Raw genomic sequence first — 25,844 nt, forward strand, 5'->3', positions numbered from 1 at the left:
TGTCGGAGGGGCCGTGAGGCGGCTTGGAGTTAGCCACGGGGAGGAGGTTATCATCCGCGCCATGAGGAGGTCTTCTTGGTGAGCGCCAGCGATCCGTTGGGGATGATCGGGCAGGTTCTGCACGGCCAATTCCGTGTCGATGACCTCGTCGAGGACGGAAAGCGGCATTTTCTCTACCGCGGCGTCCACCTGATGCTCGAAGTTCCCATCGCCATCAAGTGCATGAAGGCCCCGTCCGGTGGCTCGCACGACCAGTTCATACGGCGCTTTCGCCACGAAAGCCGCCTGCACTACAAGCTTTCCCAGGCGAGTCCGCACGTGGTTCGCGTTCTGGCGAGCGGGACCGCGATGGCGCCCACCGGCGAGCAACAGCTCACGCCCTTCATGGTGCTCGAGTGGCTCGACGGCGAGTCGCTCGCGCAGGACATCGCCAACCGCCGCGCGCAGGGCCTCCCCGGCCGCACCTTGTCCGAGGCGATCCGCCTGCTCGATCCACCGGTGGAGGCGCTCGCATTTGCGCACACCCAAGGCATCGTCCACCGCGAGGTGACGCCCGAGACGCTGTTTTGCGCGCAGGTGGGCGGCGGCCTTCATGTCAAACTGCTCGATTTTGGCGTGGCCAAGATCCTCACCGAGCGCGCACTCGATCTGGCGCCGCCGTCGCAATCCATGGGCCTCGTGCCCATCGGCGCGCCGGGTTACGCCGCGCCCGAGCAATACAGCTCCAACATCGGCAGCGTCGGACCTTGGACCGACGTGTATGCCATCACCCTGGTGCTGCTCGAGATGATGTTGAACCGCCCGGTGATGGAGGAAGGCACCATCCCGCTGGGCGTGCGCGTGCTGGATCCCAAGCACCGCCCGACGCCGCGCGCGCTGGGCCTCGAGGTGAGCGACCGGGTCGAGGCCGTGCTCGCCCAGGCCGTGGCCGTGCGCCCGGGGGATCGGCAGCAGGAGGCCGGCGAGCTTTGGGGCATGCTGAAAAATGCCCTGATGCGCGATCAGGATTCGCTGCAACGTGTCTCGAAGTTGCCGGTCACCGAAGTGCCGCGCCTGACCGATCCTCTGCTCACGGAAACCGGCCCGGAGATGCCTACCGCCGCCCTGCTCCTGCTGAACGAGCGCGAGCGCATCACCTTGTCCGAGGATCAGCGCGACACGCTTTCGGGGCGCGATTCCATCACCGTGCGGCGCCTCGAAGAGCACGCGATCCGCCTCGCCCGGGCCGACGCCGCCCCGGAGACGCCGCGCGAGCCGCCGACCATGGTCGTGCGCGAGGAGGAGCTTTCCTACGACGACCTCGGGGCGAAAACGCTGGAGCGCGCCGCCTTGCCGCGCGCCATCGTGGATGCACAGGTCACGAGCGGCATGCGCGAGGCTCTCGCAGAGCCACCGCCGCAGCGCCTCAGCGACGACATTCCGCCCTCGTCGATGGAGGAGCGCACGGTGGTGATGCACGCCGACGAACTGATGACCATCGCGAACGCGCCGCCGCCGCCCATGCCGCCGCCGGCCCCGCGCGTCTTGCCGGATTTTCGCCAGCCGATGGACTCCGCCGAGCCGGTGGCGCACGAGGGCGAGCTTTTCGTCGGTGCCGAAACGTTGGACGCGAAGACGTTCGACGTGGCCGGGCCCGACATCACGACGAAAAATCCCGACACCACCACGGTATCCCCCGTGCGTGCGCCCGCCGCACCGAGGCCGGCGCCCGTCGTCCCCAACATGGGCGCCACCTGGCCCATGACGCAGCCGCAAGGCGCCGTCCCTGCCCCCGCCGGAATGGGCACGCCTGCCCCGTTTCCCTTTCCCCCCACCGCACCGATGACCGGACAAGGCGCCGCCGTCGGGCAAGTCATGGCCCCCGGGCAGCCATACATGCCGGGCGGGCCGCCCATGCACATGCCGCCTCCCGGCATGCAAGGGATGCAAGGCATGCAAGGCGCGCAGCCGCCTGCGGCCCCTCCGAAGAAGGAAGCCGTCAGCGTCGCCGTCGTCGCCGTGCTTCTCGTGTTGGGCCTCGTGGTCGCCGTCGGGGCAGCGTTGTATGTCGCCCATCAATTGGGGTGGATCTGATGGGGGTGACCCGCATCCGCCACTTCGTCGCCCTTCTCTTTGCGCTGGCCATCTTTTTCGGGGTGGGGCCACGCGTCACCGCGGCCGAGCCGCCGATCAAGGTGTACATCAAGCCCATCCTGCCGTTCACCTTCGAGGAGAACGGGCGCGCCGTCGGCTTCAGCATCGACCTCTGGGAACGCGTCGCCAAAGAGACCGGCGTCACCTACGAGTACGTCTGGGTCAAAAGCGTCGCCGACCAAATCGACGCCCTCAAGAACAAGCAGGGCGACGTGGCCGTGGCGGCCATCAGCATCACCGCCGAGCGCGAAGCGGCCATCGATTTCAGCCAGCCCTTCTACGAATCGGGGTTGGGCATCCTCGTGGGAACGCAGCGCCAAAGCTCGGCCACCGCGCTGCTGAAGAGCGTCTTCACCCTGGACTTTCTCAAGCTGCTCGGCGGCCTGACCGTCCTTCTCATCATCACCGCGCACTTGCTTTGGTTCTTCGAGCGAAAGCGCAACCCGGATCAATTTCCCATGACGTACCTCGCGGGCGTCTGGGAATCCGCCTGGTGGGCCCTTTCCACCATCCTGAGCGGCGGCTGCGACGCCAAAGGCCCCATCGTCTTGGGCGGACGCATCGTCGGCGCATTCTGGATGCTCGCCAGCATCGTGCTGGTCGCCTACTTCACCGCGTCCATCACCACCGTGATGACGGTGAATCAACTGACCAGCGACATCAACGGCCCGGGCGATCTCCCCGGCCAGATCGTGGGCACCGTCCGAGGCACCACCGGCGAGAAGTACCTCGCCTCGCGCCGCGCCAGCGTGCGCACCTTCAACACCGTCGAAGAGGCCTACTTCGCCCTGGAGAAGAAGCAGATCAAGGCCGTCGTCTACGACGCCCCCGTGCTCTTCTACCACGTGAAGCAGACGAAGAACGATCAGCTCAAAGTCGTCGGGCGCATCTTCGAAAAGCAAAATTACGGAATCGCTCTGCAGCAAAATAGCAAATACCGTAAACCCATCAACGAGGCCCTGCTGAAGCTCCGCGAGTCCGGCTACATGGACGAACTGAGCACCCGCTGGTTCGGCCCCACCGACTGAGAGAAAGAGGGAGAAAGAGAGAGAGAGAAATCCTGCCCCACCCGGCAGCGCTCTCCGGTGCTCCCACTCGTCCCATTTCGCGCTGCTGCCCGCCCCAAAGCGGGTGCTCATGCCATGCTTCCCCGCGCCACCTCCCGCTCCCCGCGCCGCATGGCATTCCGCGCCCGCAGGGGCGGGCCCCCCTGCGCCACCTAGAAACCTCCAACCGCGCCACCAGGCGAGAGGCCCTGTCGCATGCATTCGCAATTCGCGAATCGCGAATCGCGAATCGCGAATCGCGAACGCCCCTGCGCAGCCGCGTCGCATGGAGCGCCGGCATCTTGCCCGCGGTCCGCCGCCTTCCATGCGGCCCGCCACGCGCGTGCAACCGGCCAGAGGCCGGCGGACCGCCGGCAGGATGCCGGGCGCTCCATCCTTGCCGGCGCTCCCTTGCGGAGCGCCGCTAGTGCGCCATCAAAAAGCGCATCACCAACACGGCGACCGCGGCCCCCACGACGAGGCACCCCAGAGCCACCGTTCCCAGCAGGAACAACGGATTCGGGCGCGGCTTGAAGGCGCGGACGACGGCGCCATCGCTGCCGAGCGACGACGTCGTGCTCGGCGGGGGCGGCGCGTGGTGGTGGTGATGCGCGTGCGGCGGCGGAGGGGGCACGACGCGCAGATTGGCCCCGTTGGCCGAGGGTGGTGGCGGCGGCGGCATCCCACCCACTTGGTGGTGGCGCCCGTCGAGCACTGCTTGCAGCGCGAGCGCGAAATCGGCGGCGCTGGGGAAGCGATCTTCGGGGCGCTTGGCCAGGGCGCGCTCCATCACTTGATCGAGCAGCGGCGGGAACACGCGGCCTTCGACCCGGCGGCTCAGCGGGATGGGCCGGCCGCTCACGTGGAGCTGCAGGTAGTCCATGGCGCCCTTGGCCTCGAAGGGCAACTTGCCCGTCAGCACCTCGTACAGAATCACCGCGAGCGAATAAATATCGCTGCCGGAAGTAAGCGTTTTCCCTTGGGCTTGCTCCGGGCTCATGAACTCCGGCGTGCCGAAGACCATGCCCTCTTGCGTCAGGATGAGCGACCCCGGGCGCATCTCGCGCTCGGTCACCTTGGCGAGGCCGAAGTCGAGCACCTTCGGGTAGTCCTTCATGCCGCCTTGGCTGCAGAGAAAAATATTCTCGGGCTTGAGATCGCGATGGATGATGCCCGCTCCGTGCGCCTCCTGCAGGGCGCCACACACCTGAATCAGGATCGGCAAGGCGCGTTGCATCTGCATGGGGCCTTCGCCGCGCACCGTCTGATTGAGGTTCTTGCCCTCCAGGAACTCCATCACGATGTACAGCGAACCGTCCTCGAGCTCGCCGTAGAGGAAAACTTTGACGGTGTTCGGATGCGTCAGGTGGCTCATCGCCCGCGCTTCGCGGCGAAAACGCGAGGCGAGGTCCTTCCGGTTGGTGAGCTTCGGGTGAAGAATCTTCACCCCCACCATCCGGTTCATCTCCGGTTGCAACGCCTTGTAGACGGCGCCCATGCCGCCGGTGCCAATCTTTTGGAGGATTTGAAATTGCCCGTTCAGGATGTCTCTACCGATGAACGGATCCTGCGGACGCATGGGGCGGTTCACTCCGGCCATCGTCCTACGCAGTCGATGGCTAAGGGTCTCGGGTACCTTACATAAGGGAGTTCCACTATAGAGCGCGTTTTCATCGCAATGGTAGCCTTCCGAAACGGGAGCCCATGACCATTTCGCTCATTAGCCCTGCCCTCGCAAGGGCTGGATTTTCGCACGGATTTTCCACACGAGAGGTCGACCTCCGATTCGATGCGCCCGACTATGCCGGTAGTCTCAGGCGCTTTGGCACAGCCGCGGGCATCGACCCACTCCGTCTCGCACAAGCGCGCCAGGTGCATGGCATCCACGTGGTCGATGCCCAAACGACGCTTTGGATCGCTGGCGTCGCGCCGGCCACGGAAGCCGATGCCATCGTGGCGGAGCCGGGATACGCGGCGGGAGTTCGCGTGGCCGATTGCGTGCCGATCCTCGTGGGCGATCCCACCACCGGTCAGGTCGCCGCCATCCACGCCGGGTGGCGCGGCCTCGTGGCGGGCGTGATCCAAGCGGCCCTTGCACGACTTTCCGCCGGCGGCGCCGATTTGGCACGTTCCGTCGCCGCGATTGGCCCATGCATTTGCGCCACGTGCTTCGAAGTCGGTGACGATGTAGCCGAACGCATCACCCATGCCGTCGATGCTTCGGTCGTCGAAACGTCACCTCCCCGTAAACCGCACGCCAACCTCCGACTCGGGGCACGGCGCGTGCTGGAGCGGGTGGGCGTTGGGGGCATCGAGGACGTGCCCGGTTGCACGCGCTGCGAGAAAGATCGCTTCTTTTCGTACCGTCGCGACCAGGACGCCAGCGGGCGCCACCTCGCGGCCATCGCCGCGGGCACGACAAGCGGCTCCCTTACATCGTAGGTGTCTGATACAGACGAAACATGATGCACGGAGCGCTGGAGTCCATCACGCAGGCGGTCGGTCACACGCCCATCGTTCGCCTCAATCGCGTCGCCGCGGGCCTCAAGGCCGAGATTTACGTCAAGTGCGAATATCTCAACCCGGGTGGCAGCCACAAGGATCGCCTGGCCGCGAATCTCCTTCGCCGCGCTGAGGAAAATGGTCTGCGCCCCGGCGGGACCATCGTGGAGGCCACCAGCGGCAACACGGGGGCCTCGCTGGCGCTGCTCGCCGCCGTGCGCGGATACAAGTGCGTCTTCGTCATGCCGGACAAGATGAGCCAGGAGAAGATCCAGCACTTGCGTGCCTTCGGCGCGCGCGTGGTGGTGTGCCCCACAGCCGTCGAGGCGGACGACCCGCGCAGCTATTACAAAGTATCGCGGCGCATTGCGGATGAAACGCCGAATAGCTTTTACGCGAATCAGTATCACAACCCGGCCAACCCCGAGGCCCACTACATCTCCAGCGCGCCGGAGATTTGGGAGCAAACCAACGGCGATTTCGACGCGTTCGTCGCCGGCATGGGCACGGGCGGCACCATCAGCGGGTGCGGCAAGTACTTCAAGGAGCGCAATCCGAACATCCAGCTCGTGGGCGTGGATCCGGTGGGTTCGCTCTATTACGACTTCGTGAAAACGGGGCGGGTCACCAAGCCGTTCTCCTACAAGGTCGAGGGCATCGGCGAGGACTTCTTCCCCACGACGATGAACCTGAAGATCATCGACGACGTCGTGCGGGTCGACGACAAGGAGTGCTTCCTCATGACGCGCGACCTCACGCGCCTCGAGGGGCTCTTCGTGGGTGGCTCGGGCGGTGCGGCGGTGGCGGGCGCCATCAAGTACGCGAAGGCGCGCGACCGCGCGGAGAAGATCCTGGTCTTCTTGTGCGACGGCGGCGGCAAATACGTCTCGAAGATCTTCAACGACGACTGGATGCGCGAGAACGGCTTCCTCGACGACCAGCCCGGCCTCGGCACGGTGCGGGACATCCTCGACGCGTCGGCGAAGCGCAAAATCGTGACGGCATCGGCCACCTCGACGGTGCGCGAGGTGATCGGTCTGCTCAAATCGCTCGACATCAGCCAGATCCCGGTGGTCGACGGCGGCAAGCTGCGCGGCATCATCGCGGAGGTGGACCTGCTCCGCCACTTGGTCTCCGGTGCGAAGACGCTGGACTCCACGGTGGGCGAATTGGTCGAGGGCGACTACGCCACCGTGACGCCCGACACGAAGATCGAGCTGCTCCAGGGCGTTCTCTCCGACGCCAAGGCCGCGCTGGTGATGGACGGCACCGAGGTGGTGGGCATCGTCACCCGCATCGACTTGATCGACTTCCTGGCGAAGGCCACGGTCGAAGGCCCAAAGAGCGCCTAACCTCCCCCACCCCGGCCCTCCCCCGGAGGGGGAGGGTGCCAAGACGTCCATCTGCAATGGGACGACTTCCCCCCTCCCCCGATGGGAATGACGTTTCGTCTGCAATGGGACCACTGCCCCCTCCCCCGATGGGAATGACGTTTCGTCTGCAATGGGACCACTGCCCCCTCCCCCGATGGGAATGACGCTTCGTCTGCAATGGGACCACTGCCCCCTCCCCCGATGGGAATGACGTTTCGTCTGCAATGGGACCACTGCCCCCTCCCCCGATGGGAATGACGTTTCGTCTGCAATGGGACCACTGCCCCCTCCCCCTCCGGGGGAGGCTGGGAGGGGGAGCTCTCTAAGGCCAGGCCGTGCACACGGCGCCGGCGAACACCGCGAGCACACCGACCACCTGGGCCGGGCGCGAGCGTTCGCCGCCGAGCCAGCCGAAGACTTGTGCGAAGAGCACCGAGGTGTTGCGCAACGTCATGATGACGCCGGCGCCACCTCGTTCGAGGCCGGCGAGAAACGCCACGAACGACACGGTGACGAGGAGGCCAGCGATCACAATCGGCCACGGGCGCTCGCGCGCATCAAGAAGGATCTTCGCGGTGCCGGCGCGGCCGTACCAGGCGAGGCTCAACACCGCGGCGAGGGACAGCGACACGGCGGAGACCGGGGCAGGTTCGCCCCCGTCGTTCATCGCGCATTTGTAGAACAGGTGGTACCCCGCGATGAAGACCGCGCAGGCGATGGACCACGCGAGGCCACCGCGCGCGCCGGCGTGCGGCTCGCTCTTTTTGCCGCCGCGCAGCCCCACCAGCGCGAGACCGCCCGCCACGAGAAGGCTGCCTACGAGCGCAACGGGCGTGGGGCGCTCGCCGTGCCATACGACGGAGATGGGCCACGTGACGAGCAGCGCTCCGCCGCGCGCGATGGTGTACGCCACGCCGAGCGGCGCACGCGCCAGCGCCTTGGAGAGCGCCACGAAGTACGCGGCCTCGAAGAGCCCCGCGCCGAGGCTCCAGAGCACCACGCCGAACGACGGCGCCGTCCGGGTGAAGAAGAGCGCCACGAGCACCGAGCTCACGGCACCAATGAGGGAGATAGCCCCGCCCGCGAGCTCCGGGTGCTTCCGTCGCTTGAGGATCGCGTTCCACATCGCGTGGACGAACGCCGACCCGATGACGAGGGCAACGATGGAGAAGGGTACGCCGTCCGTGCTCACACCGTCAGAACGACCTTCCCCACCGTGGCGCGCGACTCGAGCCGGCGATGCGCCTCCACCGCCTCGGTGACGGGCAATTGCAGCCCAATGGTGATGCGCAGCCGGCCCGCGGCCACCTCGTCGAGAAGCGAGGCCATGGCGCGCTGCTGAAGCTCCTTCGGGTGCGGGGAGCGCAGCCAATACGCGCTGACCTTCAAGGAGCGCGGCATCAACTCCGCGTCCACGTTCAACTTCGGCACGTCGCCGCTCGCCGAGCCGTAGAGGATCAAATGCCCGAACGGCGCCAGGCTATCGAGACTCGCGCGCCACGTGTCGGCGCCCACCGCGTCGAGCACGAGATCGACCCCGCGGCCTTCGGTGATGCGCGGCACCTCGCTCCCGACTTGGTCGTAGCGAAGGACGGCATCGGCGCCGGCTTCCAGGGCCTGCCCTGCTTTGGCCTCGGTGGAAACGGTGCCCACGACCTTGCCGCCAAGGGCTTTCACCAGCTGCGTTGCCAGCAGGCCCACGCCACCGGCCGCGGAGTGCACCAGCACCCACTGCCCTTTGGTGACGCGTCCCGCGGTGTGCACCAAATGGTACGCGGTGAGTCCCTGCACGGGGATGCTTGCCGCCGTCTCGAACGAGACGTTGTCCGGCAAGGCCGACACGACGTCCAGGTTCGCTTTGGTGAACTCCGCGTAACTCGCCGGGGTGAGCGCCACCACGCGCCGGCCAACCCACGCCGCGTCGACCCCAGGCCCCACGGCATGGACCACGCCGGCGGCCTCGGAGCCGAGAATGCGCGGCAAGGGCGCCGCCGCATCGTAGAGACCGCGACGCCGCTCGGTGTCGGCGAAATTCACCCCGGCGGCGCGCACGGCGATGAGCACCTCGCCGGGACCCGCCACGGGCGTCTCGGCGTCCTCCCAGCGCAAGACCGTCGGATCACCGATTTGGTGGTAGCGAATCGCTTTCATGAACGGACCTCACCTTCTCAAGGTGCGGGGCTGACGAACCGCACGTCGATCCAGTAGTGCTGACCGTTCGAAAAGAGAACCAGGCATTGTCCCGATGCCACTTGAACGATGGACCCCGGGTAACGATTCCCATCGGACCATTGCACGAGCACGTGGCTTCCGACCTCGAACGAAAGCGACGGACGCGCAGGGCCGATGGTCGATGGATCGATGGCCTGCTGCTCGTACTCGGTGGGCATGGACGACTTGATGCTCGCCCGGCGCGCCTGCGAGGTGCCACACGCGGCGCAGAACTTCGCGCCAGCTACGTTCCGATGGTCACACTTCCAGCAAGTGTCCACGATGCGAGAGTACGGCCAGCGTTGGCATTTTGCACCATCCGCATCACCGAGGCCGGCGGCCGGGGGCGGCGGGACCTTTCTTCTTGGTAAGAATCTCGAGCGTGGCCCAAAAGCCGCCCATGTCGACCTCGCGGGAGAGTTCCACGTCGAACGGCAAAGCGCGGACCGCCTTGCGGTTACGCTCGCGGAAGGGCGAAAGCCAGACCAGGCGCCCGCCCGGCGCGAGCACATCGCATGCGTGCGCGAGGAATTGTTCCAGCATCGCGCCCAGCTCTTTGCTGCGGGCCACACGAAGGCCCATCGGCGGATTGGTCACGATGAGCGTCACCGGTGCCGGCGGCGCGTAGCGCGTGGCATCGCCCACGGCCAACGTGGCCGCCACATTGGCACTGTCCAAGTTGGCGCGCGCGGCCTGCAGCGCCTTGGGCGCGAGATCCGTCCCGAGCAGCGAGGCATACGGGCCGAGGCGCGCGCGCTCCACGAGCTCCATGCCCGAGCCCACGAACGGGTCCCACACGACGTCGTCCGCGCGCACGCCGCCGAGGCGGGCCAACGCAGCGGCGATGGTGGGGTGCGACGCCGCGGGCACATCGCGCACGCGGTACGAAAAGCGCGGATCGGGCAGGGCCCGCGGCGAGAGCTCCACGGAGTCTTCCCGCACGAGCACCTCCCACAGGGTCGACGTGGGATCGTTGATCAACGCCGGGCACCGCTCGGCGACCTCGCTCGCGATCTGCCAGACCTGGGCGCGACGATGGCCGCCCTCGGCGAAGGCGAGGCGGTAGCGAATCGGCCCGCGCGTCCACGTGGTGAAGATGCGCTGCGCCGCCTCCGAGGCCAGCGCCGCCACGACGTCGCCGCCGGGCGCCTCGATGCGGAGCGCGAACGAGAGCGCGGTGCGCGCGAGCCACGCTTGCTCGAGCGGCCCGCGCAAGGTGCCGCGCACCCAGCCCGCAGTGCTCGTCTGCATCGGCCCGAAGGGCGAGCCATGTTCCTGCAGTTCGTCGGCGAGCACCGGCTCAAGGCCGCGCCGCACATGAAAGACGATGGGCAGGGGCTCGCTCGGCACCGCCGTCCCATCGATGCTGCCGCCGCCGGCCTGCCCGCGCACGCGGGTGCGCTCGATCATCAGCCGGGCGCGGGCGGCGATGCGGAGCAGCTCCGGATCCTCCGTGTCCACACCGGCCAGCAGAGGCGCCGCACTCTCCGCCCCCAAGTTGCCCAAGGCCGACGCGAGGGCGCGCTGCTCTTCGACGGGCACATCGGCGCGGTTCCAGGCGCCGACCAAGGCCTCCTCCACGCGCCGCGCCCGCTCACCGCGCAGCTTGCCCAGCGCACGCGCCGCGCTTCGCCGCACCTGCGACGCCTCGTCGTTCAGCGCGCGTAGAAAGAGCCCCACGGCGTCGTCGCTCGAGCTCGCACGCGCGACGGCGCGAACCAGGTGCACCTTGGCGGTGGGCGGCGCCTCCGGCCAGCCATCGCGCGCCACGGCGACGAGCGCCTCACCCAGCCGCGCCAGCGCGCGCTCCACGGCGGACCGAACGGTTTCGTCGGAATCGACCAGCAGAGCGACCAGGGCGGCGGCGTCGCGCACACTGGGCGTAAATCCTGGGGATTGGACGGCGTTTTTTAGCTCCAGTGCACTTTTCATTCGTCGGGACCGGCCAGCGTAACCTTTGTGGGGTCCCCGTCGTAGCCTGGATCACGATGGAGAAGCCCTCTCGTGTGATGGCGCCGACCATGTTGGACCGGCGCACCTTCCTCCGGGCGGTGGCGGCCGGTACGGGGGTCTGCGCCCTGGGCGGCGCGACCTACGTGCTCGCCGACGACGGTGCCACCCGCCAAGCGGCCACCCTGAAGCGCCCCGACGGACGTCCCCGCCTGCCGCCGAGCCAGTTCCTCCTTCAACGATTGCGCCCGATGGGCGGAAGCGAGGGCGATCCGAGCGCGAAGAGCTTCAAGCTGCGCGTCTACGGCGAAGTGGAATCCCCGTTCGAGATCGACTTCACCGAGCTGCTCAAGATGCCGCAGGTCGAGCAGACCTGCGACGTGCACTGCGTGACGAAATGGACTGTGCTCGATAGCCACTGGACGGGCGTTCGCGTGGCCGATCTCGCCGAACGCGCCAAGGTGAAGAAGAGCGCACGCCACGTCATCTTCGAGGCCGCGCACGGCTACACGTCGAACGTGCTCCTGCGCGAAGCCCTCGCGCCCAACGTGCTCGTCGCTCACCGCTACGAAGGCGCGCCACTCGCGCGCCCGCACGGCGCCCCGGTGCGCGCCCTCGTACCCGATCTGTATTTCTGGAAGAGTGCCAAATGGCTCACCGGCATTCGCTTCAGCGCCGTCGACCAACCTGGCTATTGGGAAGTGCGCGGGTACAACAACCACGCCGATCCGTGGAGAGAAGAACGATATGGCTGATGGCTCGTCTCGTTTTCTCCTCCGCCCGTGGCTGCGCGCCATTCATCGCGACATCGGCTACGTGGCGGTCGGGCTCACCTTCATTTATGCGCTGTCCGGTCTGGCCGTAAACCACATTGCCGACTGGAAAGACGGTGACGCGAACTTCGTACGCTACCAAACGACACACCATTTCGCCCCACTCGCCAATGCCGCCAATGGCAACTCCAATGATGACGAAGCCGTCGCCCGCGACGTGGCGAGCAAACTTGGCATCACGGAGCCACCGCGCGAAGTCTACCGAGCGGCCCCCGATCAACTCGACGTGCAATGGGAACGACGTACCTTGCACATCGACACCGAAAAAGGCGACGTCATCGAAGAAGGCGAAAAGCCGCGATTTTTCTTACGTCTCGCGAATTGGCTGCATTTGAATCGTGGCAAGAAAGCATGGACTTACGTGGCGGACACCTATGCGGTGGCGCTCCTCTTCTTGTCCATCTCCGGCCTCTTCATGATCAAAGGTAAGAAAGGCCTTTTCGGCCGTGGCGCGGTGTTGGCGCTCGTGGGAATCGCCATTCCTGTCGTCTATGTGACCTTGGCTGGCGGTCCTTAATTTACAAGCTGCCCCAATTGACACTTGGTCGGAGTCACAGCAACGTGTCTTGTAGATGGACGACCACGGGGGAAGTCTCGCAGCGGTCCGCCTGCTGCTCGTCGCCGACGACGAAGCCGATGCCAGCCTCGTTCGAAGTGCGCTCGCGCGCCTTCAAGGGCTCTCGGAAACGTCGTTCACATGGACGCGCGCGGCCGACGCCGCATCGTTCGCCCTTGCGCGCGACGAGCACGACGTCGGCCTCGTCGACTTCGAGCTGGCCAAGCGCACCAACTTCGAGCTGTTGGAACGACATGGCGGCGACACGCCCATCGTCGTGCTGGCCCGTCTAGCGGACCAGGATGCCGACCCGTTCGCAGGCCGCCCTGCGCTGGCGATGCGGGCGTTCGACATTCTCGATCGAAGCCAGCTGGCCACACCGCGGTTCGAGCGCACGCTGCGGCGCGTTCTCGAACGCCGGGCTGCGCGCGCGGCACTGCAACGGTCGGATGCGCGCTTCCGCGATGTGCTGGAGCAGATCCCCGAAGCCATCCTCGTGCACGATCGCGGGCGCATCCTGCACGTGAACGCCCGCACCCTGCGCGACCTCGGCTGCGAGCGCCCCGACCAACTCGTCGGCTCCTCGCTGCTCGACTTGGTGCGCGAAGAGGATCGCGCCCTGCTCGACGCTCCCGCCAGCCGCAGCCGAGCCAGTGCAGGCAACCCGATAATTTGCCGCTTCGTGCTCGCAGACGGAAGCATGCTCGCCGCGGAGGTCATCGAGGTACCCATCGTCTGGGGCGGCCGCCCCGCGAGTGCCTTGCTCGCGCGCGACGTGAGCCAGCACCTCGACACGCAGGCGCGCCTTCTCCTCGCGGATCGCTTTTCGCGCGGGAGCTCGCTCGCGGCGTCGGTGGCGCACGAGATCAACAACCCGCTGGCCTACGTCCGCTCGAACCTGGTATTCGCCATCGACGAGCTCGCGCGCCTCGAGGGAGGCGAGCGAATCAACCACGTGCGTGAGGCGCTGGCCGACGCCCGCCAAGGGGCCGAGCGTGTCGAGATCATCGCGCGCGATCTCAAGATCTTCTCCCAGGCCCGCGACGACCGCAAAGGCGCGGTCGACGTGCACCGCGTGCTCGAACTCGCGTTCAACATGACCAAGTCGGAGATCCGCGAACGCGCGCGGCTGGTCACGGAATACGCCCAGGTCCCGGACATCATCGCCAACGACGGACGCCTGGCGCACGTGTTCATCAATTTGCTCCTCAATGCCACGCAAGCCATCCCCGAGGGCCGTGCGCGCGAGCACACCGTACGCGTGGCCACGCGCTCGGATCGCGATCGGGTCATCGTCGAGGTGTCCGACACGGGCGCGGGCATGTCGGCCAAGGTCCGCGAGCGCATCTTCGACCCGTTCTTTACCACGACGCCCACCGTGCGCACGGGCCTGGGGCTCTTCGTGTGCCAGCAGATCGTGCATGCCCTGCGCGGTCGCATCACCGTGGAGAGCGAGCTTGGGCGCGGCAGCACCTTCCGCGTCGAGCTGCCCGCCAACGTGTCGGCCACGTTGCCCATCGCCCGCCCCCACGTCCAGCGCGCGCACCTGCTCATCGTCGACGACGAACCCCTCGTGTGCAGCTCCCTGCAACGAAGCTTGAAGCGCGACTACGAAGTCACCGCCGTGCAGTCGGCCCGCGCCGCACTGGATCTCATGGCCGGCGGCACCTCGTTCGATCTCGTCCTGTGCGACCTGATGATGCCCGAAATGAGCGGCATGGACCTGTACGAGGAACTGCGCCGCACGAACCCCGTGCAGTGCACCAAGCTCATTTTCTTCACCGGCGGCGCCTCCACCGCCGGCGCCCGCGAATTCCTCGAGCGCGTCCCCAATCCGCGATTGGAAAAGCCGGCCGACATCGCTCGCATCCGCGAACTGGTGCGCGAGCGCATCGCCAGCTAAGGGCAAAAGTCAGTCGTTGATGTTCTTGCGCGCCCAGTCGGAAAAGGTCGCGAAGCCGCTGGGAACGAGAGCCTTGGCGGCGGCGATGTTCGCCGCCGCTTCGGGACCGAAATAGCTATACGCCTCGAAGTACTGAAACATCTCGCGCGCCTCCTTCGCGTTGGGGAAGAAACCGTCATAAACCTCCGGCGCAACCCTTACGACGCGAACGTCGTGTCCGAGCGCACGGAACGTCGCGACGAAATCGTCCCATGAGTACGTACCGCCGCACACCGCGAGGTAGCTACCGTTCGCCAGCGCGTCTCCAGCGCCGAATGCGGCAGCGACCGTGCGACCAAGGTCGGTGATGTCCCCCGCGTGGATGACGCGCGCCGCAGGATCCATTGGAACCGCCCAACCGCGCCCACCGTCCGGCAGCGGCTGCGGTGCGAGTGGTTTCAGAAGATTCTGGAAGTAGAACGGCGCCTCGACGAACGTGTGCCGGTCGAAGCCGGCAGACCGCACCACGGCATCCACGCGCGCCTTCAGGGTGAAGTGTTTCACCTCGAAGCGCCCGCCCGAGATCGTCTTCACGTCGGGCAGCGTCGACCAGACGAGGTGTTTCACCCCAGCGGATCGGGCGATGTTCACGGCACGGACTGCGAGCTCCTCCTCGCGCTCGCCCTGAACGGGATCCCAGAAGTTGCTCACCACGAACGCACCATGCGCGCCTTCATAGAGACCTTTCAGACTCGATGGCTCGAGCATGTCGGCCTTCACGACCTCGACACCGCGAGCCCTCAGCGCATTCGCAGCATCGCTGGACGGGTTGCGGGTTGCCACCCTGACTTTGTAGCTGCCCGCTGCCAGCAGCGCATCGACGACGCCACCACCTTGCGCACCGGTACCTCCGAGCACGCTGATCACGTTTTCGCTCATGAACGTCTCGTCCTTTCTCGTCTTGTTCCTGGTCTAAGGCCGCCCGGTATTTAGGCGTCCCATATCCAGTGGATTAGGTGGCATCTTCGGGCAAAACTGTCCCATACACGGGACAACTCATATGGACCTCACGGGAATCATGGTGTTCGTGCGGGTGGTGCAGGCCGGCAGCATCCGAGGGGCCGCGGCGATCCTCGGGATGCCGAAGTCGACGGTCAGCCGCAAGGTCGCCGAGCTGGAGGAGCGGCTCGAAGCGCGCTTGCTGCAACGAACGACGCGCAAGCTTGGCCTCACGGACGTCGGCCGCATCTACTACGACCACTGCGTGCGCATCGTGAGCGATCTCGAAGACGCCGAGCAAGCCGTGCGCCGGCAGCAAGCCACTCCGCGCGGGCTGCTGCGTGTGACGGCTCCTGCCAACGCGACCTTCTTGGCGCCGATCGTCAGCGATTACCTCAAACGGTACCCGAAGGTCCGGCTCGAGCTGAACTCCACGGCGCGCATGGTGGATCTCATCGAGGAGCGCTACGACCTTGGCATCCGCACCGGCCCGCTCCCAGACTCATCGCTCATCGCGCGGAGCCTCGGCAGCGTCACGTGGACCGTCGTCGCCACCCCCGCGTACCTAAAGAAGCATGGCCGGCCGCGCTCACCCGACGACCTGAAGGATCACGAGTGCCTCCTCTTCGGAGGTTTGCCCGGTCTTCGCTTGCAGAGCGGCCGTCACGGCGTGCGCGAGATCGTCGTCCCCGCACGGCTCGTGGTCACCGAAATGAAGGTGCTCTATCACGCGACGATCTCCGGCCTGGGCATCGCGCTCTTGCCCGCGTTCCTATGCGTCGACGATCTGCGGGCCAAGCGACTCGCGCGCGTCTTGCCGGATTGGGCGCCTCCATCGACGCCGGTGCACATCGTCTACCCGAGCACACGCCACCTCTCGCCCACGCTGACGAGTTTCATCGAGCACCTCCAGGAGCAGCTCACGCCGGCACCCTGGGGCTTCACCCCACCGGCGGAAGCACTTTAGAGAAGGGCCCTGTCCAAGGTCTGCGTCAGGTCGATGAGGTCGACCAGATCTTCCACGTAGTCGAGCTTCGTCGTGTCGATGCGCACGATGGGGGACAAGTTGTACGTGTCGAACCAGCGCTCGTACAGCTTGTGCAGCCCGCGCAGGTACGCGGTGGGGATCTCTTTTTCCATTTCGCGTCCGCGGCGGGCGATGCGCTTCTTCGTCGCGGGGAGGGAACACGTGAGCGCGATGAGCACGTCCGGTGGCCGCAAGGCGCGCAGGATGCCGCGGTACAGGCGCTGGTAGACCTCCCAATCGCGGGTATCGATGTTTCCTTGCGCGTGCAGGCTGTGCGCGAAAATCTCCGCGTCCTCGTAAATGGTCCGATCGATGACCGCGGGCGAGGGGCAGCGCTCGAGCTCCTGATGCAGCTCGAGTTTGTGCGCGAGAAAAAACGCCTGCGACTGAAATGCCCACCGCTTCATGTCGCGGTAAAAATCAGCGAGGTACGGGTTGGCCTCGTTCGGCTCGTAAAAAGCCGTGAGGCCGTAGCGCTTCACCAGCCACGCCACGAGCGAGGTCTTTCCCGCGCCAATCGTTCCTGCCACCGCAATGTATCGTTTCATCGGGACTCCCGAGCGCCACCGATGTGTCTATTACACCGGGCTCGGGGGTGAAACGGAAACTGGTGCCGTCCTCTATTGCGCGGCCAGGGCCTCGGGGATCCGCTCCAGCGCACCCCGCACCGCATGGCGAAGGGCCTTGCGCTCGCGCGCACCGGAATCGTCGCCCTCTTGCGCTTGTGCGCGTCCCTCGAGCATCGCGAAAAGGTCGCCACCCTTCTTCGTACGTAGCGTGGCGGAGATCACGCAGGTGGTCGCCGTGCCTTCGGTGTCCATCCGCACCAGCGACACGGAGAGAATCACCGGACGGCGGCGCGCGTGGCTCAGGTCGATCGTCGGAAGCTCCTCGACCACCGTTGCGCGCAAAACGCCAGGAACATCGACACCCGCGCGAACGACGCTCGTCGACACTTCGCCCACAACCACCGGCGAGTCTTTGGCATCGACATCGCCCGGTGCCAACACCGCAGCAGCGGCAATCGCGGCGACGACGACAGATCGATACACGTCCCCGATGAGGCGCATGGCTTCCTCTCCCTTGAAAGCGTGATTGCGAAATGCGTGCGCAAGCCCGGCACCACGGGACGGGCCGGAGGCTTCGCGACGAAGCAGGGGCTAGCGGGTTTTTCGACCCCGGGCCAACTTCTCGTCTTGGTCCAAGAGCGCCGCACGTGTGACGCCCTCGCCAAAGCGTTGGCCGATGGCCCGCACCACCTCTTCGACGCGCTGAAATTGCTCACGTCGGACGTCTTGCTCGTCCTCGAACAGCTTGCGTTGCGCTCCCCCGCCGTCCGACGCCGTGTCGACCAGACCGGACAACGACACGCCCGTGAGCCGCACCGGCCCGGGATCGAACTCGCGCAGAAGGCCCCGCGCCGCTGTAAAAATACTGGTCGTATCGGACACCGGCTCCGGCAGGGAGATCCGACGTGTGCGCAGGGTGAAGTCCGCGTACTTCAATTTCACGACCACGACGTTCCCGGCGAGGCTCGCCTCGAGAAGACGCTGCGCCACACGCGAGGCATGTCGCAACAGCGTTCGCTCGATGGCCGCCGCCGTGACCAGATCTTCCTCGTACGTCTCCTCGTGGCCCACGGACTTCGCCGCGCGATCCGGTTCGACGTCGCGCGCATCGATGCCGCGCGCGAGATCGTGCACGTGCCGGCCCCAGCTTCCCAACATGGAATCGAGCGCGCGAGGATCGGCGGAGGCGAGATCGCCCAAGGTGTTCAGGCCTAGCGCGCGCAGCCGCGGTGCGGTCTTCGGCCCGACGCCCCACATCCGCTCGATCGGCAGCGGTGCGAGGAACGCAGCCACGCCGCCATCAGGCACCACGACGAGGCCGTCGGGCTTGCGCAGATCGCTGGCGACCTTGGCCACGAACTTGGACGGCGCCACCCCCGCGGAGGCGGTGAGCCCCAGCTCGGCTTTGACGTCGCGCTTGATGGCCCGCGCGATGGTTTCGCCATCGCCGAACAAGGAGCGGCTCTCCGTCACGTCGAGAAAGGCTTCGTCGACGCTGAGCCCTTCCACCAGCGGCGTGTAGCGCTCGAAAATCGCGAACACACTGCGGCTCACTTCGGCGTAGCGTTCGTGCCGGGGCGGAACGACGAGGGCTTGCGGGCAGAGGCGCATGGCCTCTGCCATGGACATGGCCGACCGCGGTCCGAATTTGCGGGCTTCGTAGGACGCCGCGAGCACCACGCCGCGCCGCTTGGAGCCTCCCACCAGCACCGGCTTGCCGGCCAGCCGCGGGTCGTCACGTATCTCGACGGAAGCATAAAATGCGTCCATATCAACGTGGACGATCGAGCGCGGTCTCGGCATCTGTTACAAGCAGAGCATGGCCGACGACGCGAACCGTGACAAAAGCGAAAATCGGAATGGCTCGGGCCCGAGCGCGCCGGGAGCCTTCCGCACCGTGCCGCGAACCGGTGTCATCTACGTCACGACCGAGGCGAGCAAGCTCGGATTTTCCTCGGCGAACACCGACTGGTGCAACCTCGGTCAGGGACAGCCGGAGACGGGGGAACTCCCCGGCGCACCGCCGCGCGTGCACAACGTCTCCATCGACGTGGACGATCAAGAGTACGCGCCCGTCGCCGGCATCACCGAGCTGCGCGAGGCAATTGCTGCATTGTACAATCAATTGTACCGGCGCGGTATGCCTTCGCAGTACACGGCGGAGAACGTCTGCGTTTCGGGCGGTGGCCGCGCAGCACTCACGCGGGCCGCGGCGAGCCTCGCGTCGATCAACCTGGGGCACTTCCTCCCGGATTACACGGCGTACGAAGAGCTGCTCGACATCTTCAAGGCCTTCACGGCCATCCCGATTCTGCTCGAGGGCGAGCGCGGCTACGCCTTCTCGACGGAGGAGCTGCGCCGTGAAATCATGGGGCGCGGTCTCGGCGCCATCCTGCTCTCCAATCCGTGCAACCCCACGGGCAAGCACGTCGAGGGCGAAGAGCTCTCGCGCTGGGTCTCCGTCGCGCGCGAGCTCGATTGCACCTTGTTGCTGGACGAGTTCTATTCGCACTACGTCTACCGCACCCGCCGCGGGGCACTGCCGGTGGAAAGCGCCGCGCGCTACGTGGAGGACGTGAACCGCGATCCCATTCTGCTCTTCGACGGCCTCACGAAGAACTGGCGCTACCCCGGCTGGCGCGTCACCTGGACCGTCGGTCCGAAGAAGGTCATCGATGCGCTCAGCAGCGCCGGCTCGTTCCTCGACGGCGGCGGTTCGAAGCCGCTGCAGCGCGCGGCCATCCCGCTCTTGGCCGAGGATCACGTGGTGAAGGAGACCTTGGCCATCCAGGCCGCCTTCCGCGACAAGCGCGATCGCCTGCACTCGCGCCTCGAGCGCATCGGCGTCCGCTTCGAGCGTGCACCCGAGGGCACCTTCTACCTCTGGGGCGACGTCAGCGCGCTCCCGCCTCCCCTGAACGACGGCATGGGCCTCTTCCGCGCAGCCTTGGACAAGAAGGTCATCGTGGTGCCGGGCGAGTTCTTCGACGTGAACCCCGGCAAACGCCGCGGCGGCCGCGCCTCACGCTTCCGCCACTACGTTCGCTTCTCCTTCGGTCCCTCCGCCGCCACCCTCGACACCGCCCTCGACCGTTTAACCGCGCTCGTCGAGGGACTCTAGAAGAGAAGAGAGAATTCACAGGAAGACGGGAAGACGGGAAGACGAACCAGCGCACGCGGCGCTGAACGCTTTTTTTTAGGTTTTCAGTTGGCCTATTGGCCGAATTGAAAACCCTAAAACCTTCCCGTCTTCCCGTCTTCCTGTGAAAATTCTCTAGCCGTTACAGCACGAGACTGTGCGGGTTTGGTCCGAAGGGTTCACCGGGGCAGCGGGCGGCTTTGGCCAAGTAGGCCCACATGGCTTTGGGGCCTGGGACGTTGGGGCCGAGGGCTACGTCGGCGTTGGTGTTGCCGGTGCTGCCGGTCTTCACGTATTTGCCGATGACCGTGGCGGTCATGTTGGGCTGATGGTCCGAGCCGGGAAGGCTTCGTGAGAAGTCACCGTGGAGGATCACCACGACGTTCATCGACTTGAGCTGGTCGTCGGTGCGCAGGCGCCCGAGGAAGGTCTTCAGCGGCGGGATGATGCGCTCGTTCATCATGTTGCGCACGTTGTTGCCGTCGGTGTCGCCGTGCGAGTCCCAGTTGAAGTCGTCGGTGATGGTGACCAGATTGGCGCCCGCGCGCACCATGAGCTCCGCCCCAACGACCTTGGAGGCGAAGTCGCGCACCGCGGTTTTCTCGTCGCGTCCGTAGGCGGCGGCCATGTCCTTGAAGACGAACGGCTGCACCGGCTTGCGCAGCGTATCGACGGCGGTCGCGTAGCCGTCTTTGAAGGTCACCAGCGACCCCGGGTTCTTACCCATCGCGCCGCCGCTCATCGCCGTGGCCCGCATGATGGCCTCGGAGGCCACGTTGCGCGCGGGCAGCTTCGGATCGGGATCGCCCCCGCCGAGGGCGCGAATCGTCGACCCCATGTCGTTGATCAACTGGTACGACACGCCGCCCTCGGCGCTGCTTGGCCCCGGAGGCATGCGCCCCATCGACGCCGCCTTGATGGCCGCCGAGCCGCCCATGGCCGCCGCGAGCTGCAGCGCGAACGAGCGCCCGTCGCCGTAGTTGAGGGCCTGCGCGTTGGCGTGATCCGTAGCCCCGTGCCGGTTGCCGATCGAGGCCATGTGCCGCAGCGAAAAGTCGTCCAGGCTCCCGAGCGAGCCGGCATCGACGTACAAGTTGCTGCCCAGCGACTTCACGTTCCCATCGTTCACGCCGAATGCCTTGTTGCGGAACGAGTTTGCACTCGGAAAAAGCGCGTTGTAGCCGCCGCTGAGGAAGATGCTGATGACCGCAGCCTTCTCCTCGGCCGCATGCGCGGTGCCCAGCCAACTCGCACCGGCGAGGGCTCCGAGCCCTTTCAAAAGACCGCGGCGGGACAAATGCCCAAAACGAGGGTCGCTCATGAAAATCGTTCCTTCAGTAGGCCAAAAATCCGGTCGCCGACAAAACGCTCGCACACGCGTATGCCCAGCGCCGCCGCGGCGGTGTGTTCGTCGTCTTGGCGTTGTAAGTCTCTTGCAGGGAGCTCGTGACGGCCACCTCGACGCACGCCTGCACTTCGTCGGGCCCTGCCGCCCGACTCCAGAACTTGCGCGCCCACGCTTGGCACTCGGTTTTCGCCGACTCCGCGTCCGGCACCGTCGCGTACTTCGCGTCGCCCTGTTCCGAGCCGCTCGCATTGGCCACCGCACCGGTGAGCTGCAGGCAGCCATCGAAGGCTACGCGGTACGCCGTGTACAAGCTCACCGCGCTCGCCTGCGGCTCGAGCGACCAACGCGCCTGCGGCAGCCCGAACGTCGTCGCCGTGGCACCGTCGGCGAGCAAGCTCGGATTGTTGTCCTTGCCGAGCACGCGCGCATACTCCGACGCGAGCGCGCTGTACGGCTTCGAGCGGCCGCGGTCTCCGCCGGCCACGGCCTCGAAGCGCCCCGCGGTGAGCTCCGCGCCGCCGAGCCCCACGTGCGCAATCCCCGTATCGGCGCACAATGGAACGACCTTTTTCGGATCGTCGTGCGGCGGGCCATTTCCCGCGCATCCGCTCTCGTCGAGGCATTCGCCGGGATTCTCGGCGCTGCACCCGACGACGCTCGGCGCACACGAAAGCAAAGTGATAAGCAAAGGCAAGCAAGCTTGTTTCATTGGCAAAATCCCGGATCCTTGGCGATGACCGCCATCGCCGACTGAATCGTCTTGGTGGCCTTGAACGCGGTGATGCAGCGATCGAGCACCGGCCCCTCGCACTGATTCTCGGGGCGCCCGTACAGGTATTTGAACGACAAGCGACACGCCTGGAACGAGAAATTCTCCGACTCGACCAACGCCTGGACGACCTGCTTGTCGTCCGCGATCGATTTGCCCCCCAGAAGGTCCTTCGCGCCGCCCTCGTAGGGCTTGAAGGACACCTCGCCCTTGTCGTTGGTCACCTTCTTCGAGAGGACGCTCGCCACGTGATCCAGCGCGTACCAATTCTGGAAATGGCACCCGGTACACGATCCTGCCTGCCGCCCCGTTGCACTCACGTCGGCGTCGGGCGCGTTGGTGGTGGCCATCAATTGCAGACCGACCACGTTGTTCAAGATGCGGTACGCCGTCGCGATCTTCAGGCCGGCCAATTCGTTGCCTGCATAACGAAGCAACCAAGGCTGGCTGCGAAAGTACCCGAGGCCGGCGGCGTCCTCGGTCACTTGAACGGCGCCATTCTCCCCCGTCGCATCGACCTTGTACGGGCCGAGGAACAGGTCCGACCACGGCTTGCCATTCTTCACCACGTGCTTGGCCAGGTGGTACGAGGCATCCTCCGCCGAGTTTTTCCCCGGATCGCGATTGAACTCTGCGTTCGCGAAGCGCGCGAACCGCTCGACGAAGTCACCGCTCTCCAGCAAGGCGTCGACACCCGACTGTGGATCCGCCGACGCCAGCAGCGCCTCGTTGGCGCCCTTGCCCAGGAGAGAAATCGAGAGGCGCGTGGCGCACCGTTCGCGGAATGCCTGCACGTCTCCATCGCCCGCGGCGCCTGCCGTCCGGCCACCCGCCGCCATGGCCGCCGCGACGGCGATGACCGCCGCGACGAGCATCGTCCTTCCTCGCATCATTCGTGGCGCCTAGAGCAACGGTCGTGCCGCAGGTGCCCCTTTGTTACAGAGGGATTACATTGGCCGCTTTTCGGGACGTCTCCAGAGACGCCAGCGAGGCGCGCGCGTACGGACTTACCCGCATGGATCGCGAGGGTGGATCACATTCGCGGCGCGGTTCACTGGATCGCGACGGACCACGAAGTGTCGCGACCCGCGTCGCGGGACTATCGCCACCGGCGCCGCGGTGTGCGATTGACGGGAGATATCGAGCTTTGCGATGCTCGCGGGTTACTTAGATCCATGCGAAAGCTGGGGGACATGCGTTGGTACCGAATCGCTCTTCTGGCATCCATGACCGCGACCGCCTTCGTAGCGTGCAGCCTCGACGAAGGCGGCTTCGGCTCGGCCATCGACGGCCCTGATGGCAGCATCATCCCGGACGCCAATGCCTCCGACGCGAAGACCGACGGCTCGAACGACGCTGGCCCGGGAGACGCCAACCCGAATGCCTGCCCCGGAGGCGACTTCGGTAAGTGCACCGCGTTGAAGCTGCCCGCGGGTTGGGTCCCCATCGGCTACCGGGACGACGGTTCGTCCTGCCCCGAGGGCTTCGAGACGCTCCCGCGGGTCACCACACCGATCGGCGGAGGGTCGTGCACCTGCGACACGGCACAACGCGAAGTGGTGGGCACGAAGTGCCGCGCGACCGAACTGCGGGACCTCCACTGGAACAACAACGCCTCGGAGTCGTGCAACGACACCGTCACCAACCCGAACGTGACGTTTCCGGATGGTGGTTGCTACCCCTTCGAGAGCGCGCGGATCATGAACCACTTCCAGGCCACGCCGCTCACCACGAACGCTACGTGCACGCTGCAGGGGGTTCCGAACGACGCTGGCGTCACCGCCAAATCCCTCAAGGTCTGCACGTCGTCGTCCGACAGCTGCAAGGGTGTGCTCTGCGCGGACAAGCATGTGTGCATCATGCACGAAGGCGTCGTCAACGATTGCCCCGAGGACTTCGGCGATCCCCGCACCATCGGGACCAACGTCGAGCTCACGTGCGCGCGATGCAACGGTACCTACTCCGCCACGTGCACCGGGACGGCGTCGCTGTTCACGGACAACGCCTGCGGACCCTCGCCTGACTCCGTGCTCGTCGACAGCACGTGCAACGCCATCACGCGGCCCGGCGGCGGCGCCGCACGAACCTATGCCTCACTGCGTTACGCAGCGACCGTGAGCAACGAGGCCTGCGCGCAAGCCGGCGCCGCCCCGAAGCCGACCGCCAAGCTGGCCGGCAGCGCAACCGTCTGCTGCCACGACTAGCCCGCCAAATCCGGCCTTTTCTGCCGGTAGGGGCCAAGGATTCGTTTTCGGTCGAGCTCGGTGAAATTTCCGAGCCATCGCCGACGAACCTCTTACAAGTTTATGCTCTCGCTCCTCATGTCCCCGCGCGTCGACCCATCCGTGCCGTCGCGCGTCGCCGAGTTGCATCTCCGGGCGGCGGAGCTCCACCCTGTCGTCCGCGCGGTCGTCGCCGCGGTACTGCGTCAAGGACAAGGCCATCCCGATGTCGAAGATTGCGCAAACGAAGCCCTTCGTCGTGCCCTCGAAGGTACGGCCCGCCTGCGCGACGGCGAGCCGCTTCGCCCTTGGGTCATCGGGATTGCCCGCCACGTCGCCCTCGACGTCCTCCGCGCCCGCAAGCGAGCGCGAACCGTGCAAGATGCACGTGATTTCTCCGACGGGGCCGAGGATCTGCCCGCCTTGGTCGAGCGCGTTCCCGACTCCAAGCCCGATCCGCTCGAGCGGATGGAAAGTGCGCGGCGCCAAGACATGGTGCGCAAGGCCATCGCAGGCCTCAACGAAAACACCCGCACCGCCCTCGCCAAATTCCACCTCGAAGGAAAAAGCTACCAGGAAATCTCGGCTGAAATGCAGGTTCCACTCGGTACCGTGGCAACCTGGGTTACACGCGGACGCAAGGCGATGGCCGAGCTCCTCGACGAGCAAGCGAGGCAATCATGATCGATAACGACCAACTCCCGCTCGAGATCGTTTGGGGCGAGCCTGGCTCCAGCGAGGAGAACCATCTCTCCGAGATCGCCCGCACCGCCATCGCCGATGGGCAGATGTCCATCATCCCCGAGGTTGCCCTCGCCCACCTGCACGAGTGCGAGGCCTGCACCGTCGCCATCGGCGAAGCGGCCATGCTCTCGGCGCGCGTCGGGTCGCATTGGAACGAAGTCGGTGCGGTCACGTCGAACGAGCACGTTGCCGTCCCCGTTCCCGCCATTGCGGCCGCTCAGCCCGAGGTTCGATTGCCCTGGCTCGCGATCGCGGCAGCCCTCGTCGTCGCCGGTTTGGCGGCCCTCCCGTCGCTGGCCGGCGCCTCGCTCTGGTACGAGCAGACGTCGCGCATCCTCCTCCGCGCCATTCCGCATTTGGTGCGCGGCATCGTCAAAGCGCTGCAGGGCGGCAACGGAGCGCCCCTCGTGGTGAGCTACGCCAGCGCGGTGCTCTTGCTCATCGCCGGCATCACCGTCGGCGTGCGGGCCCCTGGACGCGCACGCATGGCGGCGCCGCAAGGGCACTCGGGAGCCTCACGATGATGCGGCCTACGCGACAG

General features: G+C 66.3%; 24 protein-coding genes. 12 read left to right on the plus strand and 12 right to left on the minus strand.

The genetic code is table 11. From position 1 onward, the window contains the following. Positions 1-78 precede the first annotated feature (78 nt). Together LVJ94_44240 and LVJ94_44245 are read left to right on the plus strand one after the other, a co-directional pair. The gene (locus LVJ94_44240) at positions 79-2,073 is read left to right on the plus strand and encodes a serine/threonine protein kinase (GenBank protein WXB03905.1); all 1,995 of its coding nucleotides are present in this window, start codon (positions 79-81) and stop codon (positions 2,071-2,073) included. A gap of 5 nt (positions 2,074-2,078) precedes the next feature. Further along, the gene (locus LVJ94_44245) at positions 2,079-3,161 is read left to right on the plus strand and encodes a transporter substrate-binding domain-containing protein (GenBank protein ID WXB03906.1); all 1,083 of its coding nucleotides are present in this window, start codon (positions 2,079-2,081) and stop codon (positions 3,159-3,161) included. A 442-nt stretch (positions 3,162-3,603) separates the two neighbouring features. Here the strand turns inward: LVJ94_44245 and LVJ94_44250 are convergent, their stop codons facing one another. Further along, positions 3,604-4,770 carry a serine/threonine protein kinase gene (locus tag LVJ94_44250; protein WXB03907.1) on the minus strand — a complete coding sequence of 389 codons (1,167 nt, stop codon included), beginning with the start codon at positions 4,768-4,770 and terminating at the stop codon, positions 3,604-3,606. Positions 4,771-4,883: 113 nt separating this feature from the next. Between LVJ94_44250 and LVJ94_44255 the strand changes: the two genes are divergently transcribed. Together LVJ94_44255 and LVJ94_44260 are read left to right on the plus strand one after the other, a co-directional pair. After that, on the plus strand, positions 4,884-5,621 hold the full coding sequence (locus LVJ94_44255; protein ID WXB03908.1) for a polyphenol oxidase family protein: 738 nt from the start codon (positions 4,884-4,886) through the stop codon (positions 5,619-5,621). 20 nt (positions 5,622-5,641) lie between these two features. After that, the gene (locus tag LVJ94_44260) at positions 5,642-7,033 is read left to right on the plus strand and encodes a pyridoxal-phosphate dependent enzyme (GenBank protein ID WXB03909.1); all 1,392 of its coding nucleotides are present in this window, start codon (positions 5,642-5,644) and stop codon (positions 7,031-7,033) included. A 343-nt stretch (positions 7,034-7,376) separates the two neighbouring features. Here LVJ94_44260 and LVJ94_44265 read toward each other — a convergent pair whose 3' ends face one another. Genes LVJ94_44265 through LVJ94_44280 form a run of 4 tightly spaced genes read right to left on the minus strand, consistent with a single transcriptional unit; the run spans position 7,377 to position 11,197 of the window. Then, on the minus strand, positions 7,377-8,246 hold the full coding sequence (locus LVJ94_44265; protein ID WXB03910.1) for a DMT family transporter: 870 nt from the start codon (positions 8,244-8,246) through the stop codon (positions 7,377-7,379). After that, positions 8,243-9,205, minus strand: coding sequence for a quinone oxidoreductase (locus LVJ94_44270; GenBank protein ID WXB03911.1), 963 nt, complete (start codon positions 9,203-9,205; stop codon positions 8,243-8,245). The genes LVJ94_44265 and LVJ94_44270 overlap by 4 nt, the downstream gene beginning before the upstream one ends. Before the next feature lie 17 nt (positions 9,206-9,222). Continuing rightward, positions 9,223-9,546, minus strand: a complete 324-nt coding sequence (locus tag LVJ94_44275) for a hypothetical protein (protein ID WXB03912.1) — start codon at positions 9,544-9,546, stop codon at positions 9,223-9,225. 43 nt (positions 9,547-9,589) lie between these two features. Then, entirely contained in the window at positions 9,590-11,197 is a 1,608-nt protein-coding gene (locus tag LVJ94_44280; protein WXB03913.1) for a methyltransferase, read from the minus strand. Between the two features lie 56 nt (positions 11,198-11,253). On the opposite strand from LVJ94_44280, the gene LVJ94_44285 reads away from it, so the two are divergent. Genes LVJ94_44285 through LVJ94_44295 form a run of 3 tightly spaced genes read left to right on the plus strand, consistent with a single transcriptional unit; the run spans position 11,254 to position 14,507 of the window. Beyond that, positions 11,254-11,970, plus strand: coding sequence for a molybdopterin-dependent oxidoreductase (locus LVJ94_44285; protein WXB03914.1), 717 nt, complete (start codon positions 11,254-11,256; stop codon positions 11,968-11,970). After that, on the plus strand, positions 11,963-12,565 hold the full coding sequence (locus LVJ94_44290; GenBank protein WXB03915.1) for a PepSY-associated TM helix domain-containing protein: 603 nt from the start codon (positions 11,963-11,965) through the stop codon (positions 12,563-12,565). The genes LVJ94_44285 and LVJ94_44290 overlap by 8 nt, the downstream gene beginning before the upstream one ends. 55 nt (positions 12,566-12,620) lie before the next feature. Then, complete coding sequence (locus LVJ94_44295) at positions 12,621-14,507, plus strand: response regulator (protein WXB03916.1); 1,887 nt, start codon at positions 12,621-12,623, stop codon at positions 14,505-14,507. A gap of 9 nt (positions 14,508-14,516) precedes the next feature. Here the strand turns inward: LVJ94_44295 and LVJ94_44300 are convergent, their stop codons facing one another. Further along, positions 14,517-15,425 carry an NmrA/HSCARG family protein gene (locus tag LVJ94_44300; protein ID WXB03917.1) on the minus strand — a complete coding sequence of 303 codons (909 nt, stop codon included), beginning with the start codon at positions 15,423-15,425 and terminating at the stop codon, positions 14,517-14,519. Positions 15,426-15,546: 121 nt separating this feature from the next. Between LVJ94_44300 and LVJ94_44305 the strand changes: the two genes are divergently transcribed. Continuing rightward, complete coding sequence (locus LVJ94_44305) at positions 15,547-16,452, plus strand: LysR family transcriptional regulator (protein ID WXB03918.1); 906 nt, start codon at positions 15,547-15,549, stop codon at positions 16,450-16,452. Here LVJ94_44305 and LVJ94_44310 read toward each other — a convergent pair. The 3 genes from LVJ94_44310 to dinB form a co-directional block, all read right to left on the minus strand. Then, entirely contained in the window at positions 16,449-17,060 is a 612-nt protein-coding gene (locus tag LVJ94_44310; GenBank protein ID WXB03919.1) for a deoxynucleoside kinase, read from the minus strand. The two genes, LVJ94_44305 and LVJ94_44310, sit on opposite strands and share 4 nt — an antisense overlap. Positions 17,061-17,132: 72 nt before the next feature. Next, positions 17,133-17,582, minus strand: a complete 450-nt coding sequence (locus tag LVJ94_44315) for a hypothetical protein (GenBank protein WXB03920.1) — start codon at positions 17,580-17,582, stop codon at positions 17,133-17,135. 90 nt (positions 17,583-17,672) lie between these two features. After that, entirely contained in the window at positions 17,673-18,851 is a 1,179-nt protein-coding gene (dinB, locus tag LVJ94_44320) for a DNA polymerase IV (GenBank protein ID WXB03921.1), read from the minus strand. 49 nt (positions 18,852-18,900) lie between these two features. On the opposite strand from dinB, the gene LVJ94_44325 reads away from it, so the two are divergent. After that, the gene (locus LVJ94_44325) at positions 18,901-20,202 is read left to right on the plus strand and encodes a pyridoxal phosphate-dependent aminotransferase (GenBank protein ID WXB03922.1); all 1,302 of its coding nucleotides are present in this window, start codon (positions 18,901-18,903) and stop codon (positions 20,200-20,202) included. Between the two features lie 160 nt (positions 20,203-20,362). On the opposite strand, the gene LVJ94_44330 is transcribed toward LVJ94_44325, so the two are convergent. Genes LVJ94_44330 through LVJ94_44340 form a run of 3 tightly spaced genes read right to left on the minus strand, consistent with a single transcriptional unit; the run spans position 20,363 to position 23,230 of the window. Continuing rightward, entirely contained in the window at positions 20,363-21,541 is a 1,179-nt protein-coding gene (locus LVJ94_44330; GenBank protein ID WXB03923.1) for a hypothetical protein, read from the minus strand. A 13-nt stretch (positions 21,542-21,554) separates the two neighbouring features. Beyond that, positions 21,555-22,256 carry a hypothetical protein gene (locus LVJ94_44335; GenBank protein WXB03924.1) on the minus strand — a complete coding sequence of 234 codons (702 nt, stop codon included), beginning with the start codon at positions 22,254-22,256 and terminating at the stop codon, positions 21,555-21,557. Between the two features lie 17 nt (positions 22,257-22,273). Then, positions 22,274-23,230, minus strand: a complete 957-nt coding sequence (locus LVJ94_44340; GenBank protein WXB03925.1) for a hypothetical protein — start codon at positions 23,228-23,230, stop codon at positions 22,274-22,276. Positions 23,231-23,563: 333 nt separating this feature from the next. On the opposite strand from LVJ94_44340, the gene LVJ94_44345 reads away from it, so the two are divergent. From LVJ94_44345 to LVJ94_44355, 3 genes are all read left to right on the plus strand, one after another. Continuing rightward, positions 23,564-24,541: a hypothetical protein gene (locus LVJ94_44345; protein WXB03926.1), complete on the plus strand. Its 978-nt coding sequence runs from the start codon at positions 23,564-23,566 to the stop codon at positions 24,539-24,541. A 117-nt stretch (positions 24,542-24,658) separates the two neighbouring features. Next, positions 24,659-25,243: an RNA polymerase sigma factor gene (locus LVJ94_44350; GenBank protein WXB03927.1), complete on the plus strand. Its 585-nt coding sequence runs from the start codon at positions 24,659-24,661 to the stop codon at positions 25,241-25,243. Next, on the plus strand, positions 25,240-25,827 hold the full coding sequence (locus LVJ94_44355) for a hypothetical protein (protein ID WXB03928.1): 588 nt from the start codon (positions 25,240-25,242) through the stop codon (positions 25,825-25,827). The genes LVJ94_44350 and LVJ94_44355 overlap by 4 nt, the downstream gene beginning before the upstream one ends. Positions 25,828-25,844 lie beyond the last annotated feature (17 nt).

It is taken from the genome of Sorangiineae bacterium MSr11367 (genome assembly GCA_037157805.1).
GTDB classification, from domain to species: domain Bacteria; phylum Myxococcota_A; class Polyangia; order Polyangiales; family Polyangiaceae; genus Pendulispora; species Pendulispora rubella.

Coding starts and splice junctions, on each gene's coding strand:
- LVJ94_44255 (WXB03908.1), top strand. CDS start 4,884: ATGACCATTTCGCTCATTAGCCCTGCCCTCGCAAGGGCTGGATTTTCG.
- LVJ94_44260 (WXB03909.1), top strand. CDS start 5,642: ATGATGCACGGAGCGCTGGAGTCCATCACGCAGGCGGTCGGTCACACG.
- LVJ94_44270 (WXB03911.1), bottom strand. CDS start 9,205: ATGAAAGCGATTCGCTACCACCAAATCGGTGATCCGACGGTCTTGCGC.
- LVJ94_44280 (WXB03913.1), bottom strand. CDS start 11,197: ATGAAAAGTGCACTGGAGCTAAAAAACGCCGTCCAATCCCCAGGATTT.
- LVJ94_44285 (WXB03914.1), top strand. CDS start 11,254: ATGGAGAAGCCCTCTCGTGTGATGGCGCCGACCATGTTGGACCGGCGC.
- LVJ94_44290 (WXB03915.1), top strand. CDS start 11,963: ATGGCTGATGGCTCGTCTCGTTTTCTCCTCCGCCCGTGGCTGCGCGCC.
- LVJ94_44295 (WXB03916.1), top strand. CDS start 12,621: ATGGACGACCACGGGGGAAGTCTCGCAGCGGTCCGCCTGCTGCTCGTC.
- LVJ94_44300 (WXB03917.1), bottom strand. CDS start 15,425: ATGAGCGAAAACGTGATCAGCGTGCTCGGAGGTACCGGTGCGCAAGGT.
- LVJ94_44305 (WXB03918.1), top strand. CDS start 15,547: ATGGACCTCACGGGAATCATGGTGTTCGTGCGGGTGGTGCAGGCCGGC.
- LVJ94_44310 (WXB03919.1), bottom strand. CDS start 17,060: ATGAAACGATACATTGCGGTGGCAGGAACGATTGGCGCGGGAAAGACC.
- LVJ94_44315 (WXB03920.1), bottom strand. CDS start 17,582: ATGCGCCTCATCGGGGACGTGTATCGATCTGTCGTCGTCGCCGCGATT.
- dinB (WXB03921.1), bottom strand. CDS start 18,851: ATGGACGCATTTTATGCTTCCGTCGAGATACGTGACGACCCGCGGCTG.
- LVJ94_44325 (WXB03922.1), top strand. CDS start 18,901: ATGGCCGACGACGCGAACCGTGACAAAAGCGAAAATCGGAATGGCTCG.
- LVJ94_44330 (WXB03923.1), bottom strand. CDS start 21,541: ATGAGCGACCCTCGTTTTGGGCATTTGTCCCGCCGCGGTCTTTTGAAA.
- LVJ94_44340 (WXB03925.1), bottom strand. CDS start 23,230: ATGATGCGAGGAAGGACGATGCTCGTCGCGGCGGTCATCGCCGTCGCG.
- LVJ94_44345 (WXB03926.1), top strand. CDS start 23,564: ATGACCGCGACCGCCTTCGTAGCGTGCAGCCTCGACGAAGGCGGCTTC.
- LVJ94_44350 (WXB03927.1), top strand. CDS start 24,659: ATGTCCCCGCGCGTCGACCCATCCGTGCCGTCGCGCGTCGCCGAGTTG.
- LVJ94_44355 (WXB03928.1), top strand. CDS start 25,240: ATGATCGATAACGACCAACTCCCGCTCGAGATCGTTTGGGGCGAGCCT.